This is a genomic window from Priestia sp. VA7 (genome assembly GCF_055710015.1).
This window is the reverse complement of record NZ_JBVQPN010000003.1, coordinates 567,760-587,315: the sequence shown is the minus strand read 5'-3', so window position 1 is coordinate 587,315 and position 19,556 is coordinate 567,760. Positions and strand designations below refer to the sequence as shown.

The 19,556-nt window shown below is 38.2% G+C and carries 17 protein-coding genes; 2 read left to right on the top strand and 15 right to left on the bottom strand.

The annotated features are described in order from the left end of the window. Positions 1-20: 20 nt before the first annotated feature. The 7 genes from AC0C45_RS15770 to AC0C45_RS15740 all read right to left on the bottom strand — a co-directional run bounded on the left by AC0C45_RS15770 (position 21) and on the right by AC0C45_RS15740 (position 7,793). Positions 21-692 (bottom strand): DUF421 domain-containing protein, encoded by a 672-nt coding sequence (locus AC0C45_RS15770; protein WP_047932399.1) that lies wholly within the window; start codon positions 690-692, stop codon positions 21-23. 115 nt (positions 693-807) lie between these two features. Then, on the bottom strand, positions 808-1,524 hold the full coding sequence (locus AC0C45_RS15765) for a M15 family metallopeptidase (protein ID WP_047932401.1): 717 nt from the start codon (positions 1,522-1,524) through the stop codon (positions 808-810). 160 nt (positions 1,525-1,684) lie between these two features. Next, a complete protein-coding gene (locus AC0C45_RS15760) occupies positions 1,685-2,752 on the bottom strand; it encodes a TolB family protein (protein ID WP_095379382.1) in 1,068 nt (355 codons plus the stop codon). A gap of 25 nt (positions 2,753-2,777) precedes the next feature. After that, on the bottom strand, positions 2,778-4,247 hold the full coding sequence (locus tag AC0C45_RS15755) for a sensor histidine kinase (RefSeq protein ID WP_047932403.1): 1,470 nt from the start codon (positions 4,245-4,247) through the stop codon (positions 2,778-2,780). Beyond that, on the bottom strand, positions 4,244-4,936 hold the full coding sequence (locus AC0C45_RS15750) for a response regulator transcription factor (protein WP_043981650.1): 693 nt from the start codon (positions 4,934-4,936) through the stop codon (positions 4,244-4,246). The genes AC0C45_RS15755 and AC0C45_RS15750 overlap by 4 nt, the downstream gene beginning before the upstream one ends. Before the next feature lie 131 nt (positions 4,937-5,067). Then, the gene (locus AC0C45_RS15745; protein ID WP_230586539.1) at positions 5,068-6,582 is read right to left on the bottom strand and encodes an FAD-dependent monooxygenase; all 1,515 of its coding nucleotides are present in this window, start codon (positions 6,580-6,582) and stop codon (positions 5,068-5,070) included. 35 nt (positions 6,583-6,617) lie between these two features. After that, positions 6,618-7,793, bottom strand: coding sequence for a YhgE/Pip domain-containing protein (locus tag AC0C45_RS15740; RefSeq protein WP_415762046.1), 1,176 nt, complete (start codon positions 7,791-7,793; stop codon positions 6,618-6,620). A 196-nt stretch (positions 7,794-7,989) separates the two neighbouring features. On the opposite strand from AC0C45_RS15740, the gene AC0C45_RS15735 reads away from it, so the two are divergent. Further along, the gene (locus AC0C45_RS15735; protein WP_047932405.1) at positions 7,990-8,598 is read left to right on the top strand and encodes a TetR/AcrR family transcriptional regulator; all 609 of its coding nucleotides are present in this window, start codon (positions 7,990-7,992) and stop codon (positions 8,596-8,598) included. 41 nt (positions 8,599-8,639) lie between these two features. On the opposite strand, the gene odhB is transcribed toward AC0C45_RS15735, so the two are convergent. The 6 genes from odhB to AC0C45_RS15705 all read right to left on the bottom strand — a co-directional run bounded on the left by odhB (position 8,640) and on the right by AC0C45_RS15705 (position 16,981). Then, complete coding sequence (gene odhB, locus AC0C45_RS15730; RefSeq protein ID WP_014459542.1) at positions 8,640-9,935, bottom strand: 2-oxoglutarate dehydrogenase complex dihydrolipoyllysine-residue succinyltransferase; 1,296 nt, start codon at positions 9,933-9,935, stop codon at positions 8,640-8,642. Between the two features lie 16 nt (positions 9,936-9,951). After that, on the bottom strand, positions 9,952-12,813 hold the full coding sequence (gene sucA / locus AC0C45_RS15725) for a 2-oxoglutarate dehydrogenase E1 component (RefSeq protein ID WP_047932406.1): 2,862 nt from the start codon (positions 12,811-12,813) through the stop codon (positions 9,952-9,954). A gap of 363 nt (positions 12,814-13,176) precedes the next feature. Next, complete coding sequence (locus tag AC0C45_RS15720) at positions 13,177-13,764, bottom strand: PadR family transcriptional regulator (RefSeq protein ID WP_013083704.1); 588 nt, start codon at positions 13,762-13,764, stop codon at positions 13,177-13,179. A 66-nt stretch (positions 13,765-13,830) separates the two neighbouring features. Then, positions 13,831-15,375, bottom strand: coding sequence for an MDR family MFS transporter (locus AC0C45_RS15715; RefSeq protein ID WP_237892472.1), 1,545 nt, complete (start codon positions 15,373-15,375; stop codon positions 13,831-13,833). 140 nt (positions 15,376-15,515) lie between these two features. Then, positions 15,516-15,962 carry an OsmC family protein gene (locus AC0C45_RS15710; protein WP_013083706.1) on the bottom strand — a complete coding sequence of 149 codons (447 nt, stop codon included), beginning with the start codon at positions 15,960-15,962 and terminating at the stop codon, positions 15,516-15,518. Positions 15,963-16,084: 122 nt separating this feature from the next. Further along, positions 16,085-16,981 (bottom strand): NAD-dependent epimerase/dehydratase family protein, encoded by an 897-nt coding sequence (locus AC0C45_RS15705; protein WP_171777037.1) that lies wholly within the window; start codon positions 16,979-16,981, stop codon positions 16,085-16,087. Positions 16,982-17,146: 165 nt separating this feature from the next. Here AC0C45_RS15705 and AC0C45_RS15700 point away from each other — a divergent pair, with 165 nt between their 5' ends. Next, on the top strand, positions 17,147-18,367 hold the full coding sequence (locus AC0C45_RS15700) for a DUF418 domain-containing protein (RefSeq protein WP_472928252.1): 1,221 nt from the start codon (positions 17,147-17,149) through the stop codon (positions 18,365-18,367). Positions 18,368-18,408: 41 nt separating this feature from the next. On the opposite strand, the gene AC0C45_RS15695 is transcribed toward AC0C45_RS15700, so the two are convergent. Both AC0C45_RS15695 and AC0C45_RS15690 read right to left on the bottom strand, forming a co-directional pair. Beyond that, positions 18,409-18,867, bottom strand: coding sequence for a hypothetical protein (locus AC0C45_RS15695; RefSeq protein WP_016764637.1), 459 nt, complete (start codon positions 18,865-18,867; stop codon positions 18,409-18,411). Positions 18,868-19,191: 324 nt separating this feature from the next. Further along, complete coding sequence (locus AC0C45_RS15690) at positions 19,192-19,482, bottom strand: hypothetical protein (protein ID WP_013057601.1); 291 nt, start codon at positions 19,480-19,482, stop codon at positions 19,192-19,194. Positions 19,483-19,556: the final 74 nt, after the last annotated feature.

Here is a 19,556-nt window from a genome sequence, read left to right as displayed (position 1 = left end):
TTCTTTTAAGGAAAGGGTTTTTAGAATTTTGTTATTTCTAGTCCTCGCTCTTGCTGCCATTCAGCATAAAAAACTTCGCTGTATTTTTTAATTTTCTTGATTGCAAGCTGTTTTTTCAACCATTTTTCATCTACGTTTGCTTCTTTCAAATTATCAGGCACTACTTTTCCATCCATGATTAAGGCAATAGGTAAATTGGTTTGAGAATAAGGGATATTTAAATCATTTTTCGTCGGAGGGCCGAATTCGTGTTTAGGAGCGACGCTCACCTCTCCATTTGTTTCTAAAATGACGTATTCTGCTTCATACAGTGAAAAATACCCTTGCTGTCTCATTAGATGCTGAAGCTGATTCAAGTCCAAGTTGTTTTTCTTAAGCTCTTTATAAAGGATTTTCCCTTTATAAATAATCATTGAAGGCTTTCCTTCAAGAATCCCTCTAAATCCTGTAAAGGTTTGAGATAGCTTTGTCACTGCGTAGATCAGAAGCCCCCAAATCAAAACGCTATAAAGAATTTCAGTTAACTCTACTCCTTTTTCAAGAGCTGCGTCCCCCACAATATTTCCCAGGACAAGCGTGGTAATAAAGTCAAACGGGGTGATTTGAGCAAACTGCGTCTTACCTAAAAGCTTCAGCATAATAAATAGCGCTAAAAATCCACATATCAGTTCAATCGCAATATCTTTATACATCGATACCCTTCCTCTATAGCAAGCATGTTATAGTATCAGTTTGTATCATATGTGAGAGTGATAAACCTGACTTTTCATTTTTCTTTCCTTCTTTCTCCAGTTATAGAACTTTTGATTAAGCTTTTTTCTTACTTGTATAGGTTTCTAACGTTGCATATTGATTAAAAATGGATGCAGCTGCTTTTTTCCCTACATACCTAAGGTGCCATGGTTCGTATTTATAGCCGGTAACCTGTTCTTCACCTTCAGGGTATCGAATAATGAATCCGTATTGATACGCATTTTTTGAAAGCCAATGAGCCTCTGATGTAGCAGCAAAGCAGTCTGCGGCAGCACACATTCCGCTTCCTCCCGTGACATCGATTGCTAGTCCCGTTTCGTGTTCACTTGTTCCAGGGTAGGCGCTATAGGTGCGTGCTTGTTCTTCTCCGTCTCGCTTTGCGTAAAATGCAAAAAGCTCTTTTTGACGCTCGTGAGATCGATAACCGGATACACCAAGTAAGCTGATTCCCTCTTTTTCAGCATCTCGGAAAAGTTCTTCAAGCGCTTGTGCTGCAGGCTTTCTAAGCATTCGTTTTTCTATTTTTTCGTTGAAGATAAACGGAACGTCGGCATAGACTAAATCGGAAGGCTGATAGGATTCAGGAAGCTGATGCTTTTTATTAACTAAAGCTGTAACCGATTCTGGATTGGCTATTACCACTGTTTCGTCTACTTGAGCCTGTCCATTTTTTGTAAATTCTCTAGCAGGCTTTGATGAAGAATTGTTTGTGCCGCACCCTGCTATCATCAGCGTAAAAGCTAAAGAACAAATGAATAAAAAGTATTTCATGATGTCTTACTCCTTTCAAGCGGCTTTTGATGCGCTACAAAAGCCTATAAAGAAAGGATAAAATATAAATGTTTCTGTCTGTTATTCAGTTGTTTCAAACTTGTAAACACTCTAAAAAAAGTAAGGTGTGAAAAAAATAGAAATAGACTGCCTAAGCAGTCTATTTCAAAAAGATAATATACGTATGAACTTGATTTTGCGTAAAGCTCGATGCAACTAGTTTATTTCCTGATTGACTCCAAGCAAGCTGATCAGCGGCATAGTCTAAATTTACGTTTAAGTGTGTAACATCTCCTGTTAATCCATCTGCTATGAATATCCCTTTATCTCCCTCTTTTTCAGAAATAAAGTTATAGGCTAATTTCGAACCGTCGGGAGACCAGCTTACGCCAAAAATTTGAGTGGACAGAGCAAGCTGAAAGGCCTCTGATCCTTTTAAATCTGTGATAGACAACGTTCTCGTTTGGGCATCTTTTTGCTGAACGAGTGCTAATTGTTTTCCGTTTGGAGACGGGATAATAGAAATCACATTATCTCGGATTTTTTCAGGGTTCGTCTGTTCGTTATGAAGAAAAAAAAGCTGGTTGTTTACACCAATATAATAAATGCCACCTATTCCTTTAACTGCATCTAAGATTCGATCGTCTCTGTGCAACAGAGGTTCTGCTTCTCCTTTTACATTTGCTTTAGAAAGCTTTCCTTCCATTGTAATAAACATTACTTCTGAATTATTAAGCCACTCTCCGCTTGATGGATAGAGAAGAACATTCTTTATTTTAACCGTTTTTTTTGTTTGAAGGTTCATTATATAACCAAATGTATCTTCGCCTTTTGCTACTTTATAAAAAAGATAATCACCATTCGGAGAAAGCTTCGCCGCATGTTGAATTTCATTGCTTGGATGCAACACAAAAGTAGACTTGTTTTTTAGATTATAAGTAGCTAGATTCTGTGCATATACCTCTTTGGGACCGAAATCGTGCGAACGAAATTGTTTATTTTCTTTACTAACAATCATTGTGTTTTCATTTAAAAATTGAAACGCCCTTACGCCGTTAATATCCTGAACATCTTTCACTTCTATTTTTCCATCTTTATCTACTTGGTCCAATATAGTAATTTTCTTGTCGGGTTTTTCAACGGTTTCTCTATGGCTTTCTTTTTGTCCGCATGATGTTAAAATAAGAAAAGTGCTTGCTATACATATCATTAATCTATACCGTTTCAATAACGGTTCACTCCTTTTAGCTAACTCATTTCTCTGTTTTCAAAGGAAACGACACTTTAAAAATCGTCCATTTAGAGTCAGAATGATGCAGCCTGATAACGCCTTTTTGTTTTTCAGTTAAATCTTTGGCTAATGCTAAGCCAAGGCCTGTACCTCCGGATAAACGCGACCGATCTTTATTTACGGTGAAAAATGGTTGAAATAATTTCTCTTCTGCTTCGGGTGGAATCCCTATTCCGGTGTTAGCTACATCCACAATAATAGAATTCTCTAAAGTGTAAGACGTTACTTCCACTTTTCCGCCTGGTTCATTATATTTAATAGCATTGTCAATTAAATTGATAAAAATGTGTATTAAACTTTCACGATCAGCCCAAACAACTGCTTCTTTAATATTTGTATGAAGAGTCAAATCAAATTTAGCTGCTTTTCCTTTCATACGATCGCATATGTCTTCTAGAAGCCGCTTCAATTCAACTTGCTCTGGCCGCTGCTCGAAATCATATTTTTCAAGCGCTGAAAGCTTTAAGATTTTATCTACCATTTCATGAAGGCGATTCGTCTCTTTACGAATATTCTGCACGCCGTCTTCCATAAGCTGAGGATCATCTCGATACATATCAAGTAAGTCAACATAAGCTTTGATCGATGTTAAAGGCGTCTTAAATTCGTGGCTGATGTTACCGATAAACTGCTTTTGCTGCTGTTCAAGAGACTGCAGTTTCGAAATAGCAAACTCAAGCTTTCTTTTTTCTTCATTCATTTGATCGATATTTTTTTCAATCGACGTACTCATAAAAAACAAGCCTTGACTGAGCTCTCCAAGTTCATCGCGTCGTTTGAACGGTACATCAGTTAAATAATGGCCTTTTCGAATCTGCTGTGAAGTTTTTTGAAGCGTAGCGATGAGCGAAGCAATGCGGTAAAAATAAGCGTAGCCAATTAAAAAAGCTACTGCTGCTGCAATCATTCCTCCCATACGAAATAAGTGCCTAATATCAGCTATAAACTGCTGATTATTTTTTAGGGAATGGTCAAAACGAATGGCTCCAATAAATTGATTATCGATTGACACAGGTGCGAAGTAAATAAGGGAAGAACCCGAGATTTGATAGGCTATTTTTCCTTTCAAAGCATAGCTAAGCGTATCAGAAACATCCACATCTTTTTGGCCGATGGGAATAGAGCTTCCTGCTTCCTGTCCTTTTTGATTATATAGGACTGTTTGCATTCCGCTTTGTGATGCAATCGAAGATGCAAGGCGCTGTCCTTTTTGCTGAAGAAAAGAATCTGTATTCAGAGACGGGTCACCGGTTATATAACTTTGATGAATCGTCTGCTCGGCTGCTTTGCTTTTTTGAATAAGTTCACTTTCTAGCTGATCACGCTGATTTGTCTCAATTCCTTTTAACACAAGTACGCTCAGTACAGTTACTGTTAAAATAATTAAAAAAGCAAGAACGAGTCCCATCTTAGCTTTTAGGCTGATTTTCATTCATTGATCCCTGCTGTCGCTTTATATCCAACCCCGTATACCGTTTGAAGCAAATAAGGCTCTGCTTCTCCTACTTTTTTTCGAAGGCGCTGCATGTGAATATCTACCGTACGTGTACCGCCTGCATAATCCATTCCCCAGACAAGATCTAGTAAATCTTCTCGTGTGTACACTCTCTCTAAATTGGCAAGTAATAAAGCAATAAGATCAAACTCCTTTGGTGTAAGCTTAACTAACTCATTGGCAACATGTAACGTGCGCTGAATTAAGTTCACCTTCACTTTTCCCACCGTGATTTCTCCCACAGCTTCAGGAGCTTCATTTTTTTCCATTCGCCGAACAAGTGCTTTAGCTCTAGCTACAAGTTCTCTTACGTCAAAAGGCTTGGTCATGTAATCATCTGCGCCTAACTCTAAGCCTAGAACTTTATCGACGATATCATTTTTAACTGTTAACAAGATAATCCCCATTCCTCTTCGATTCTCAAGTTTTCGGCATACTTCATAGCCGGTTAATTTCGGCATCATCACATCCAATATCATCACGTCAGGTTGAAAGCTTTTTACTTTTTCAAGTGCTTCTTCACCGTCAGATGCGGTGTCTACAATATATCCTTCGCGCTTGAAAGCATAGGATACTGCTGTAGCAATACTTTTTTCATCATCAACTACTAAAATCTTTTTATTCAATGTATCACGTACTTTCATTTGATATTTCTATTCGTCTATCTTATCAAACAGCTTTCCCAAAAACATCTCCAAGTTGTTTCGAAATTGTAAACAAAAATAAAAACACCATATAAGATGGCGTTTTTTTAGATCTAATATTCATTTGTAAAAGGAAGGATTTTATGCGTATTCAAATATTGATGAAGCAGATCTATACGCTGCTCGCTGCTAATAAAACCAATGTATCCGTCCGGTCTAATAACGTACAGAGCATCTTTTTGAAGCCCTGCTTTCTTCAAGTAAGGGTTCCAAGAAAACTCGTGCAAGGAGAAGTCTTTTTCTTGCATGCTTTTTTTTAGCTTCTCTGCTGCTGTTCCATAGACATGTATTTGCCAGTTTAAAGACTGTAAAGATTCAAAATTCCCTTCTACATAGGGTAATCGATCACCACTTTGCACATTTGTCCCTTGCCCGCTGCTTAGGTCACTATTTCGATACTTAATGCGGATTTGAGATAAAATCGTAAATGCTTTGTGACGGGGATAAGGGAAACGAAATAAAAAGGATAGTACAGGCGGAAAGATATGCTTCCTAAAAAATTGACTCGTTTTATCTCGTGCCACCATTCGTTTAAAAGCGCGATCAGTTGTATTTACAAGCAGCTCTGCAAAAGGCAACCTTTCTTCTTCGTATGTATCTAATATGGAAAGTGCCGCTTTGTGTTGAAGGACAGCTGCTAATTTCCATGAAAGGTTGATTGCATCTCCAATTCCTGTGTTCATTCCTTGTCCGCCTGCAGGACTATGAATATGGGCTGCATCTCCACTTAGAAAAATACGCCCTTGTCGGAAACGATTTGCTACTCTGTGATGGATATGATATGTCGAGAACCAATTTATACCCTCAATCTGAACACCAAATGTTCGTTGAATAAAAGCGTGAATGTTTTCAGCTTTTACATCGTTTTGATCTCTAAAAGCTGAAGGAATAATGCCGATCATTCGATACGTTCCTTTACTTCTAACCGGCATACAAATCAAAAATTCTTCATTGCTAAAGGAAATACTGATTTTTTGATCCTTCATCACTTCACCAGAGCCGTGAACATCCATCACATAAAAATGCTGTTTATATTTTTCTCCTTTAAACTCTATCTTCATTTGCTTGCGAACGGTACTGTGTGCTCCGTCACATCCACAAATATACTTAAAATAAGCGGTTTCCTCTTGTTGGGCTTTTAATAAAGTTTTTACCCCTTCTCCGTGTTCAGCTAGAGATAGTAACTCCGTCCTCCATTCTACTTCGATTCCAAAATTTTTTAATTTTCCAAGCAGAAACCGCTCGTGGTCGTCCTGTGGAAATGTAAGAACAAAAGGAAAAGGACTTAATCCTTCTCCTAAAGATCCTAGATGAACTTTTGCTTTTATTTTATTCTTCACTCGGATGTATACATCTTCCATCTTAATCCCGCTGTCTATGACTTCATCTGCAAAACCGAACTGCTGATAAAATTCAAGTGTTCGCGGTAAAATAGCCATTGCCCGGGAGGCTTGCCCAGGTCCGTCGCTTCTATCAATAATTCGAAAAGGAATGTTATGTCTGGCTAAATTGTAGGCCATAACGAGGCCAGTAGGGCCGGCACCAACGATTAGGATTTGTGGATTCATCATCATCTCTCCTTTTCATTCAGTTACAGTATCTTTTATATTGAGCGAAACTTCTCTTTTTTTATAGAAGATGCAGGTAAAGCAGAAGTAAACAGAGCACACAAACTTATTAAAGAGATAAGAGCTAGAGCAGATACAGAAGGATTCCATGTCAGATGTTCTCCAAAGAAAAATAGTTCTCTTACGCCATCTACCATAAATCTCATTGGCAGCCATGGATAAATCAACTCTCTATAAAAATCAGGCATAATTTCTGGGGCTATTGAAAGCAAAGGTGCGCCAAAAAATAGAACAATAACAAAAATCGGAAGTCCCTTTAGTCCTAGCCATGAAAGTACGGCTGATATCAAGGTGAAAAAACTGAAGTAAGCAATAGCTAAGAATAGTGCTGTATCCAAAAATGAAGGAACGTTTATTCTAACTACTTCAGCCAGCCACGCTAGCCCGAAACCTGCAGCTAAAGCAAGTATAACCCCGATGATTACGAGTCCTACTTGGTTAACGATTTTCTCTTTACGAGAAGAAAACGTGATTTTTTGAATGCTGAGGAAGATCATTGCAGCACCGGCTATACTTGCCATCCACAGCGGCTGAAATAATGAAACGGGGGCATTTCCGTTGACACTATGAGTCCCTGTTTCGTTTACGTTTATCACTGTCTTTTGAATCGGTGCAGCGAGTGCTAATGCTTGGTTTGCACTTAGTTGCGTTCCGTTTTGTTCAAATCTTTTCACTAGCTGCAAGCGCATATTTTCATTCATCTTATCAACTGCCCCGTTTAGCACCTGACTTGCTAGGGTTGAAGCAGCTGTATTCATTCCTTGATTCACTAATAATTTAACAGCAGGTGTATCAGGCTTAGCCGTCTGAAGAGTCGCCTGTTTTTTTGTGAAATCTTTTGGAATGATAAGCGCCCCGTAGTATTGTTGATTATTTAACCCCTTTTCAACTTCTTTAGTATTTGAGACAAAGATCCATTTAACCGAAGACTGTTCGGTATTTGCCTGTTTCATATTTTGTTTCATTTGATTTCCTATATTTACATTACCCTTTGCTGGAACTGTCATTCCTTCGTCAGCATTTACGAATGCGATTGGCAAATTCTTAGGTGCTGAGCTTGCCGAAGGAATTAAGGTTAGAATAAAGATAAAAATAACAGCTACTACTATAATTGGTGAAAAATATATAAGCTTTTGATTCCCTAATTTCATATAGATCTCTCCTTTTTGTTTTAAGGATATACACGTTAACGAAAAGATAATGTACATGATGTTGATTAGTGGTCACTATGTAAATTATAATGAAATTACCTGTATTCTCAATATGCAATAATAGCGGGAATGTCGATTACTTAACACAAAGCATATAACTGTTCATTATTAAAGAAAAAGTAGGTGTTTAAAAGCCGTGGGGAATTCAAAAACAGATCGCAGAATTATTCGAACGAAAAGATTTATCCGAGATGCTTTGACAGAATTAATGGAAGAGAAAGGGTTTGAAGGCGTAACGGTCAGGGATTTGACGAACAAAGCGGATATTAATCGCGGAACTTTTTATTTACACTACCAAGACAAATACGATTTGCTTGAAAAAAGCGAAAATGAAGTTATTCAAGAAATAAAAGAATTTATCAAAAAAGCAAATCCCAATGAGATTGTGTCTGCTAATTTGAAAGAACAGCCTTTGCCGTTTATTATTACACTTTTTGAATATATTCAAGAAAATGCACGTTTTATGCAGGTTATGCTTGGTCCAAAAGGCAACCCTGGCTTTCATCTTAAAATTAAAGAAGTTATGAAAACCAATATGCTCGAAAAATTAGAGCTCATTGATAATAAAACGCCTCCGCTTGTTCCACTTGAACATTTAATATCTTACGTAACGTCAGCGCATCTTGGAGTTATTCAGCACTGGTTAGAACAAGGTATGAAGCAGTCACCGGAAGAAATGGCCCTGACACTCGCTAGCATGACTTTTTTGGGTCCTGCTTATGTTGCAGGCATTAAAAGAACATAAAAGAACCTGCTATTCTCTAAGAAAATAGCAGGTTCTTTTTATTAACCTTCTAGTAATAAAGATTCTGGATCTTCTAATAGTTCTTTAACAGTAGCTAGGAAGCTTACGGCTTCTTTGCCGTCAACGATACGGTGATCGTAAGAAAGTGCAATGTACATCATCGGACGATTTTCGATACGCTCTTCATCAATTGCTACCGGACGAAGCTGAACTTTATGCATTCCTAAAATACCAACTTGAGGCCCGTTTAAAATTGGTGTAGACATTAATGAACCGAATACGCCGCCGTTTGTAATTGTGAACGTTCCACCTTGTAAATCTTTTAATGCTAATTTGTTGTCGCGCGCTTTTTTCGCTAAATCAACGATAGATCCTTCGATACCAGCGAATGTTTTGCGGTCAGCATCACGTACAACTGGAACAACAAGACCGTCTGGAGCTGACACAGCAATACCGATATCATAGAATTTCTTAATTAATAACTCGTTTCCTTGAATTTCAGCATTTAATAATGGATACTTTTTAAGTGCTGCTACTACTGCTTTTGTAAAGAATGACATAAAGCCAAGTCTTACGTCGTGCTGTTCAAAGAATTTGTCTTTGCGTCGTTTGCGAAGAGCCATAACAGCAGTCATGTCTACTTCGTTAAACGTTGTTAGCATAGCCGCTGTTTGCTGAACTTCAACGAGACGTTTGGCAATTGTTTGACGACGACGTGACATACGTTCGCGTTCAACAGGTTTGTCGCTATTTTCACTTGCCGCTGGAGACGGAGATACCGGGTTAGCTGGCTTACTTGCTTGTGCCTGCTGCTTTTGCTCATTTGATTTTTGGTCTGCATACGAATCAATATCATGTTTGCGCACACGGCCAAGAGGATCAGTAGTTGGCACTTGATCTAGCTTAATCCCGCGTTCTCTTGCTGCTTTGCGAGCTGCAGGAGAAGCAATTAGCCATTGTTTTTGATTTCCTTGCTGAGGCGCTTCAGCTGCTGGCGCTACTTCTTCAACAGTTTTTTGCTGAGCTGGAGCCGCTTCTTGCTTTGGTGCTTCCTCTGCTGGTTTTTCTTCAGCTTTTGGTGCTGCTGGTGCTGAAGCTCCTTCTTTCGCTTCAAGACGTGCAATTGTTTCACCAACTTGCACTGTGTCGCCTTCGCCAGCAAGAAGTTCCGTTAACACACCAGAGTCTTCAGCTGTAATTTCAACGTTAACTTTATCTGTTTCAAGTTCAACGATATAATCGCCTTTTTCAACGAAATCTCCTACTTGTTTTAGCCACTGTGCAACTGTTCCTTCAGAAATTGATTCTGCTAATTCCGGTACTTTAATCTCTCCCATGGTTCATTCCCCTTCCTTATCGTGTAACAACGTCGTTAGCAATTTCATTTTTAGTTAATGCATCTTGTAAAATACGTTCTTGTTCTTGTCTGTGAACTGTTGGATCTCCTTCAGCTGGACTTGAGCGTCTTGTGCGGCCGATGTAGTCAACCGTAGCTCCTTCTGGTGCTACTTCACGCAGTCGATCTTCTACATAGTTCCATGCGCCCATGTTTTCGGGCTCTTCTTGTAACCAGACAATCTCTTTTAAATTTTTATAGCGAGCAAAGATTTCAGCAATTACGCGTCTTGGGAACGGATAAATTTGTTCTAGACGAAGGACGTGTAGCCAATCTTTATCATCTTCTGCTTTGTTCAAGCGTTCCGTTAATTCACTACTGATTTTTCCGCTGCACAGAACGATTCGTTCAACTGCATCTTCTTTTTTGCCTAATCCAGGCTGTTCTACTACTAAGCGGAAAGAGCCTTTTGTAAACTCTTCAAGGTTTGACACACTAAAAGCATTACGAAGCAAACTTTTTGGTGTCATAACTACTAGCGGTCTTACTTCTTCGCGCTGTAAAATGGCAGCTTGTCGTCGAAGTAAATGGAAATATTGCGCAGCGCTTGTTACGTTTGCGATTGTCCAGTTGTTTTCTCCAGCTAGCTGTAAATAACGTTCTAGACGAGCGCTTGAGTGTTCTGGCCCTTGACCTTCATGGCCGTGTGGCAGCAATAAGACCATTCCAGATTTTTGTCCCCACTTAGCACGGCCTGCGGCAATAAACTGGTCAATAATAACTTGACCTGCATTGGCAAAATCACCGAACTGTGCTTCCCAAAGAACAAGCGTTTCAGGAGCAAATACATTATAGCCGTATTCAAATCCAAGCACGGATCCTTCAGATAATGGACTGTTACGGATATCAAAGGAAGCGCTTACGTTCTTCATTGCGTGTAGTGGTGAGTAAACATCCCCTGTCTTATGATCATGCAGAACAAGATGTCTATGTGCAAACGTACCGCGTTCAGAGTCCTGGCCTGTAATACGAATTGGCGTGCCGTCTCTTAAAATCGTAGCAAATGCAAATGCTTCACCCAATGACCAATCTACGCTTTCATTTTCTTCAAACGCTTTGGCACGTTTAGATAAGATGCGATCAAGTTTTGGAAATACGTTAAATCCTTCAGGGTATTTCACCAGCTCTTGATTCACTTCAAACAGCTCTTCTTTTGTAACCGATGTATCAATATCTGAAATTCCTTTGAAGACTGCTTGTGGCATTTCCATAATTCTATGTTGCTTTTCAGCTTTTGGCGGTACTTTCTCATAAGCTGCTTTTAACTTCGCTTGTAACTCTTCATTAATTTGATCTGCTTGGCCGCTTTGAATCACGTTTTGTTCTTCAAGCTGCTTTGCATACATAGCACGAACGGTTGGACGTTTTGTCACAATTTCATACATCTTCGGCTGCGTTACAGACGGTTCATCCATTTCATTGTGGCCAAATCGACGGTATCCAATTAAATCAATCAAGAAATCTTTGTTAAAGCGTCTGCGATACTCATAAGCAAAATAAGCAGCAGCTAAACAGGCTTCCGGATCATCCGCATTTACGTGAACAATTGGAATTTCAAACCCTTTGGCTAAGTCACTTGCATATTTCGTTGAACGAGAATCGACGCTTTCTGTTGTAAATCCAATCATGTTGTTAGCAATAATGTGGATTGTTCCACCTGTTTGATAACCAGTCAATTGATTTAAGTTCAGCGTTTCTTGTACAATACCTTCACCAGGGAACGCAGCATCTCCGTGAATTAAAATCGCGAACGATTTTTTTACATCTTGTTTTGGGTATCCATTCACATCACGCTCATCTTGAGCCGCTCTTGTAAACCCTTCCACAACCGGATTAACAAACTCCAAGTGACTAGGGTTGCTAGCCAATGTCAAACGAGCTCGAACTGTGTTTTCTGCTTTAATTTGTTTGTCAGCACCCAGGTGATATTTTACGTCTCCCGTCCAGCCGTAGTTGATACCGATTGAACCTTCTGAAGGAACTAATTCCTTATTAGGTGCATGCTGGAATTCTGCAAAAATCATTTCATACGGCTTGCCTAATACGTGGGCCAATACATTTAAGCGTCCACGATGAGCCATACCGATATTAACCGTTTTTGGGCTTGTTTCCACTGAGCGTGCGATCAATTCATCTACAAGTGGAATTAACATATCTACGCCTTCAATAGAAAAACGTTTTTGTCCGACAAATGTACGGTGTAAAAATTGTTCAAAGCCTTCTACTTCTGTTAAACGCTTTAATACAGAAGTTCTTTTCTCATTTGAAAGAGGTTGGAAAATAGCACCTGACTCGACCATATCAGTCAGCCACTTATTCTCTTCCATGTTATGTACGTGATGAAATTCAAACGCAATGGTTTTTGTGTAGACATCTGTTAAATAGTTAATTGCGTCTAAACCATTTTTGACGTGTGATGGCGCATTCGTACATAAAATATCAACCGGAATTGATTTCAAATCTTCTTGCGTTAAATTGTAATCTTCCAAGTGAAGCAAGACAGGATCTTTCTTCTCGCTTTCAAGAGGTTTAATTGATGCGTATAGATGACCATAAGCACGGATGTTTTCCGCTAGCTTAATAGCCGATGCAATTTTAGATGTGTTAGCTGAAGGTGCAGCCTGTGCGTATTCAGCTTTCTGAACCTGCTCGCTTTCGTTTAATGGAGGAGCACCCCAATAATCAAATAATTCCTTTAACTCTGGATCTACTAGATCTGACTGCTCTTCATATAACTCATACTGTTCTAATACATAGCCATAGTTCGGACCCAAAAATCCTTGCCAAGGCTCCCCTCTATTCGACGTTTCGTTACCCATGATAAAACCCCCAACGAGTTATAATAATTGTCGTACTCAACAATCTTTCCATTTTGAATGTCGATTACCTTATCGTCTGACATCTTTACAACGAGTGATAAATCTCACTGCGTGTGTATCTGATATCTGCTTATATTTTACCACTCTTTTACTCGTCAATCAAAATGAAATCGCTATATTTCTTTAATTTTTTTTACTTTTTTAATAGTCTTACTACTTTTTGAAAGCGTTTTATAAGTAAAGCTGATTAAAGGTCGAATCAGGTGTTAATTAATTGTTATTGACCTAGCTTTTGGCAAAATTAAATTGCTTGAAATATATTTTATGACTATTAAAAAAAAGAAGCAGCGTTTTGCTTCTTTTTTAAAACTCATCTACGATTTTTTCAACGTCTTCAAAATAACCATCATCTACTTCTGTAAGCTTGTTGCTTTTCGCCGCTTCGAGTAAATGAGTGAACCAAGTTAGTTCTACTTTCAAATGCATAATCGTGCGCATAATGATCGACAGATTTGCAATGGAATGATCCACCTTTTTAACTTGGTACAAATTTTGCATTTTTTCTAAATAAGCTGCCGTTTCCTCAATCTTTTTTTCTAAAGAAGAAGCCACTTTTTCTTGATCGACGTAAGAAGTAAATGAAAGCGCAGCATAAACTGGTCTATGCATATGCTCTTTTTTTAATAGCTGTTCAAAATAAAGGCGCTCAAATTCTTCTCTTCCTGCATCCGTGATAGAATAAACGGTCTTTTCAGGTCTGTTCGTCTCTCGAATCACATCGACTACTTTCACCAGCTGATTTTTTTCAAGCGTATCAAAAGCATAATATAAAGAGCCGCTTGCCAGTTTAATATAGTGCTTCATTTGTCTTTCATTAATGGTTTGCTGAATTTCATAAGGGTGCTTGTTTCCTTCCATTAATAAACCCAATATGACTAATTTAACACTCATAACACCTTTCACCTCTTGACATGCATCTTATTTAGTAAAAAAAGCACGAAAATCTTCGTGCTTTTTCTATTTTTGAGCTGCAGGTTCCTTAGCTTCTACCCGCTTTTTAGGGGGAACTTCCACTCGTTCATTTCCCATTAAAAAGACAGTAATGATAGCTACTGCAATTGGAATAAGAGCAAGTATAAAGGCATACGTGATCGATGTAGACATAGCATCAACAATCTTATCTAATATTTGAGGCGGAATGCTGTTTCGGGCACTTGATTGAAAAACTGCACTCGGATCTCCTATTTGAGAAAATGCTCCTTGTGATCCATTTCCCATACCTTGAAAATTGCGCTGCAGCTCATTTGTAAATGTATTGCTTTGAATCGTTCCAAAAATCGTAACTCCCAGCGTCATTCCTAAAGAACGCGCAAATGAGTTCGTTGAGTTGGCAGAACCTCTAAACTGTGGATCCAGCTTATGCGTTGACGAAGTTGGTAAAAGAGAAAAGCTAAATCCTACGCCAAACCCAGTCAAAATCATGAATACCGTTAGCATCCAACGAGGTGTATCAGGTTCCATTGTTCCTAATAAAAACATTCCTACTGCAAATGAGAAAACGGACATAACCATTAAATTTCGGAAGCTTGTTTTTGTAAGAAAAATCCCGCCGATCGCACTTCCTGCTACCGACCCTAACATCATTGGAGTTAAAATTAAACCTGCATTTGTAGCAGAACCTCCATAAACAGCTTGAACGAAAATAGGAATAAATACCGTTAAAATAATAAACGTTGCTCCGTATAAGAAAGCGAGAATTTGTGATGTTGCAAATAAACGGCGTTTGAACATCCAAAACGAAATAATCGGCTCTTGCGCCCGTTTTTCTACAAAAAAGAAGAATGATAGCGCCACAGCAAAGATAACGAAAAGAGATAAAATTTGTGGAGAAGACCACTCATACTCTTTTCCTCCAAGCTCAAGAGCAAACATTAAACTGACTACTGAAATTACAAGAGTGGCTGCACCAGCCCAGTCAATTTTTTGCTTTTTATGACTTTTTGACTCTTTATAAAAGCGTACGATAAAAAATAATGACAAAAGTCCAATCGGCACGTTCACATAAAACACCCAGTGCCAGCTGATATATTCTGTAATGTAGGCACCAAGAAGCGGGCCAAATACGCTTGCTGAGCCAAAAACAGCACCTAGTAATCCAGTCATCTTCCCGCGCTTTTCGGGAGGGAAAATATCAAATACAATGGTAAAAGCAATCGGAAGAAGCGCTCCTCCTCCAATCCCTTGAATCGCCCGGTAGATACTTAGCTGCACAATGCTTTGCGCTAGGCCACACAATGCAGATCCAAGTAAAAATACCGTCAATCCAAAAATAAAAAACCGTTTACGACCGTACATATCAGACAGTTTACCAAATATCGGCATACCTGCCATCACGGCAACCATATAGGCGGACGTAACCCAAACAAACTTATCTAACCCACCTAGATCAGAAATGATTTTCCCCATAGCCGTCGCTACGATGGTATTATCCATGGCTGACATAAAAATACCGAGCAGCAATCCTGCTACGATAAAACGAATATGTTTTTCCGATGAAACCATTTCAGTTCCTCCTTTCGCATCATCTTTCTTGATGAACAGAAATGATAACTACTTAAATTATTATATTCAAATTTGAGTATTTTACAATCTTAAATGTGCTATTTTTTAGAAATAAACATAAAAAAAGCGTAATGAACTCATTACGCTTTTACTGTGAGCCGGGGCTCTAATTCAATTTCAACATTTCCTTGGATAGCTCTTGAAATCATACAGGATGTTTCTGCTTTTTTTATAAGTCGACTGATTTTTTCTTCTTGAGCCGTAAGTTCAGGTGTGATGATAACGTGAGGTTTGTGAATAATTTTTTCGTATGTGAATACACCATTCGTTACGTCCACAACAGCTTCTGATTCCATCGTTAAAGCTTCCTGACGGATTCCGCTTCTTTCGAACATCGCCGCAAGCGTGATAATATAGCAAGTGGCTGCTGCTCCTAGCAGCATTTCATCTGGATTTGTTCCTACTCCTGGCCCGTCCATTTCTGGCGGAATAGAAATTTGTGTTTTTAATTGTCCTGATTCAATTGTACCTACTTCATTTCGACCTCCTGGCCAATTTGCTTGCAGGTGAAAATGGTGTTTTGCCATAGTTTATCCTTCTTCCTTCTATATAATGATGTGTACCTAGCGTACCCTTTTTATGTATAAAATAAAAATGTTCTGCTTGTAACAGCAAAAAGACTGCTAAACAGCGCAGTCTTTGTTTTCTCTTAACTTAAAGGTACTTTCTTTTCGCTTTCAACGTAAGCTTTGATTAATGATGGCAGCCAGTCCTGCAGATTTGTAAATGAATATCCCCAAAAGCTAGCTTTTTCATTGCTCATTGTCCAAGAATGATCTACTCCGTACGGAGAACTATTTTCGTCTGTTAAACGAGAGGTTGTTTTTGCTGTTTTACCCGCTGCCTGTTCAATATATGAAAATAAATTTTTGAGTGAAATGGTACCATTTGAACAAGCATTAATCGGCCCTTTTAGCTTCTGCTCTGCACACCAGACTAAAAATTCACCAGCTTCTTCCTGTGAAATAAAGTTCATTTCCGCTTCGATAGCCGGTACACCAATTTCTTCTTCATGCATAATTTTTTCTACGTGAAAACGTAAACGATCCGTATAATCATCTTTTCCCATTACAATTGGAAAACGGACAGCCGTTACCGAAAACGGTGCTTTTTGAAAAAATACCGCTTCAGCTTGGCGTTTTCCTTCTTGGTAGGAAATATTTTCACGGCGTGTATATGAAATAGGATACTTGTATGGGTCAAAATCTTCTTCATGACACGTTTTTTCTAAAGAACCGTATACTGAAAGAGTCGAGGTGAGTACATAGTGACTCGTACTATGACGAAAAGCTTCAACAGCCACAGCTGCGCCGTGTGAAGAATAGCATATTTGATCGAAGATAACATCCCATTTTCTTCCTCGTGTTGTTTCGATTACAGAATCTTTTTCTACACGATCAAGAAAAATCCGTTCAACTCGGTCGCCGAAATCATCTGGTGTTTTACCTCGCGTTGCTAACGTAACCTTAACTCCTTTAGAGAGCAATGTCTGGACTAAATTTTTTCCAAAAAAACGAGTTCCACCTAACACAAGTGCTGTTTTCATCTTTTTCTCCACCTTTCGTATTTGATATGAGTAACCATACCATTATTATCCAACTTTTTTGTTCATAAAGCTATGAATCTTTCCGCTTATTTTTTTATATTCCCCCCTATTTTTTCGCCACTGCCGTGTTAAGATGTACATATCTAACAAAAAGGAGCGACAGTGATGAATCCTTCTCCACTTCCCCTTAACGAACGCCTTGTTGTTCTTGATATTATTCGGGGTATTGCTTTGCTAGGCATTTTCTTAGTAAATATCCCTGCTTTTGCTTATCCGATATTTATTTTTCAAATGTACGATATTCCTTATGAATATAAAGGAATCGATGCTTATATTGATTTATTCCTGCTGCTGTTTGTTCAAGGAAAGTTTTTTACGATTTTTTCTTTTTTATTTGGACTTGGATGCGGAATCTTTTTGCGTAGAGCTGAAGAAAAGCATTACTTTGCCGCTGCTTTATGGTCAAGAAGAATGGCTTCTTTGCTATTAATCGGGCTTTTTCATCTTGTCTTTTTCTGGTATGGAGACATTTTGCATGTGTATGCTATTGGCGGTTTTTTATTGTTGTTTTTTTATAATCAAAAAACCAAGACGATTTTGCTGTGGGCAATAGGCTTGCTATGCTTTTTTTATCTTTTGGCTTGCATGCAGTTTTTTATTACAGCCCACGTCTTGCAGGAGGCTCAGTTGGAGTATAAGGTTTTACATGAACATGCCTTAGTCCAATATTTATCCACCTACAGGCAAGCAGACTATTTATCTTGGCTGTTTTATCGTTTGAATATTGAAGTGGTACCTATGCTATTAAATCTACCGTTTTCTATCTTTCCCGTATTTTCTATGTTTTTATTTGGCTTATATACTGCTAAAAAAGAATTAGTACATAGTATCGAACAAAATCGTTCCTTTTTTAAGAAAATTCAGTTAATAACAGGTGCAGCAGGTTTTACTTTAACTATCATTCTCGCTATCTTAAAACTAGAAATTTTAAAATATGGACTCTATCAGCAGTCGGCCATTCACCTTTTTACAAGTTTGAGCGGCATTTTTCTATGTTTTTTTTATCTTACCACCTTACTGTTATTCCTGCAATTTTCTCCTTACGCTTCGATGCTGGGTCTTTTTAAGTATAGTGGAACAATGGCATTAACAACTTACCTTAGCCAAACTTTAATTTGCCTGTGGATGGTTAGAGACTTTGGTTTATACGGAACTCTTACTTTAACAGAAAGCACGATTATTTGTCTCATTATATATACACTCCAGCTTTTTTTTAATAAGTGGTGGCTTTATTATTTCTATTACGGTCCGTGTGAATGGTTATGGCGGAGCTTTACATACCGATCTTTCCCGCCTTTCAGACGGAATAGAAAAGCTTCAGCTTAACAGCAAATCGGCCTTCAAATTTGAAAGCCGATTTGTCTCCTTTACTGCAAAGGAGGTATGGTTATTCGTTTAATTCCATTTGTCTCAAACTCTCGTATATACTCCATTTCTCGATGAAAAATTTGCATAAAAACTTCATTTTTTATTTCTTTAATGGGTCCTATTTGTTCTATCACATCTCGTTTAGCCATGCGATAGGCTAGCGCTTCCCAAAACACTTCGTTATCGTATTCTCCAATAATATCTTGAAGAGAATCCTCATGTTCTTCTGTAAACATAACCTCACTGTTTAGCGTGTGAAAAGGTCCTTTTTCAAGGAAAGGCTCTGCATGAGAAAACATTTGTTTTTCTACATCCGTATATTCTTGTGCATGCTCATCTTCCACTCCAGAACATGCTGTGACCATCCAGTTACCTAAATAAATTAAATCAAGCAGTTGAAAAAAGTGCGTTTCAGATAGTTGAAGTTCAATTTCGTTTTTTACAGGAGCTTTTGACATAAGCGCGGATCTCTCCTTTAATTTTGAGGGTAGTTGCTACTAAATAAAATAGCTAAAAGGGTTAGTATGCAGGCTAGCAAGAAAACTGAAGAAATGACTTCACCTCTTTTCTGTAGTGTAAAAATAGAGGTACTGACATCCAAAGGAGTGAATACGAAGGGTGTAAACTTATCATAATCGAAATAAAGACAAGATACAAGACTTTTTTACTAAATTTTCTGACTATTTTCGTCATAAATACCTATTTTTGTTTTTTTTATACTAGAAAGGCCCGAAAATTGCGTGCCGAGCTGCTCAAAATAAAAAAGCGCTGAACCAGGCGCTTTAACGGTGTAAAAAAATAGATAAACCAATAAAAAAAGCAGCTAAAATAAAATCAAAAATCCATTGCCACTTCTCACGTTTTAACAATACATGCTCTACCCCTGATAACAGCGAACTTATACTAACCAAAACAAAAATAAAGCTTAATTGGTTAAACGAAAATTTAGTGACAAAATTTGATACAAGTATGACTGCTACGGTGATGAACAGTGCCATTTGACTTATAAGTACCCATTTAATTCTCTGTTTATATCCGTCTTTTAAAGCTTGTAATAAATCGTTGCTGATCACTCTCGCTAAACCCCTTTTTATTCCTATCGTTAAAAGTAAGAACGCAGCAAAAACGTTTCTCTGCATCTTAACTA

Excerpts from the sequence above, each read along its gene's own strand:
- AC0C45_RS15715 (WP_237892472.1), bottom strand. The coding sequence starts at position 15,375 with ATGGTTTCATCGGAAAAACATATTCGTTTTATCGTAGCAGGATTGCTG.
- AC0C45_RS15740 (WP_415762046.1), bottom strand. The coding sequence starts at position 7,793 with ATGAAATTAGGGAATCAAAAGCTTATATATTTTTCACCAATTATAGTA.
- AC0C45_RS15705 (WP_171777037.1), bottom strand. The coding sequence starts at position 16,981 with ATGAAAACAGCACTTGTGTTAGGTGGAACTCGTTTTTTTGGAAAAAAT.
- AC0C45_RS15745 (WP_230586539.1), bottom strand. The coding sequence starts at position 6,582 with ATGAATCCACAAATCCTAATCGTTGGTGCCGGCCCTACTGGCCTCGTT.
- sucA (WP_047932406.1), bottom strand. The coding sequence starts at position 12,813 with ATGGGTAACGAAACGTCGAATAGAGGGGAGCCTTGGCAAGGATTTTTG.
- AC0C45_RS15720 (WP_013083704.1), bottom strand. The coding sequence starts at position 13,764 with ATGAGTGTTAAATTAGTCATATTGGGTTTATTAATGGAAGGAAACAAG.
- AC0C45_RS15695 (WP_016764637.1), bottom strand. The coding sequence starts at position 18,867 with ATGTCAAAAGCTCCTGTAAAAAACGAAATTGAACTTCAACTATCTGAA.
- AC0C45_RS15700 (WP_472928252.1), top strand. The coding sequence starts at position 17,147 with ATGAATCCTTCTCCACTTCCCCTTAACGAACGCCTTGTTGTTCTTGAT.
- AC0C45_RS15765 (WP_047932401.1), bottom strand. The coding sequence starts at position 1,524 with ATGAAATACTTTTTATTCATTTGTTCTTTAGCTTTTACGCTGATGATA.
- odhB (WP_014459542.1), bottom strand. The coding sequence starts at position 9,935 with ATGGGAGAGATTAAAGTACCGGAATTAGCAGAATCAATTTCTGAAGGA.
- AC0C45_RS15710 (WP_013083706.1), bottom strand. The coding sequence starts at position 15,962 with ATGGCAAAACACCATTTTCACCTGCAAGCAAATTGGCCAGGAGGTCGA.
- AC0C45_RS15755 (WP_047932403.1), bottom strand. The coding sequence starts at position 4,247 with ATGAAAATCAGCCTAAAAGCTAAGATGGGACTCGTTCTTGCTTTTTTA.
- AC0C45_RS15770 (WP_047932399.1), bottom strand. The coding sequence starts at position 692 with ATGTATAAAGATATTGCGATTGAACTGATATGTGGATTTTTAGCGCTA.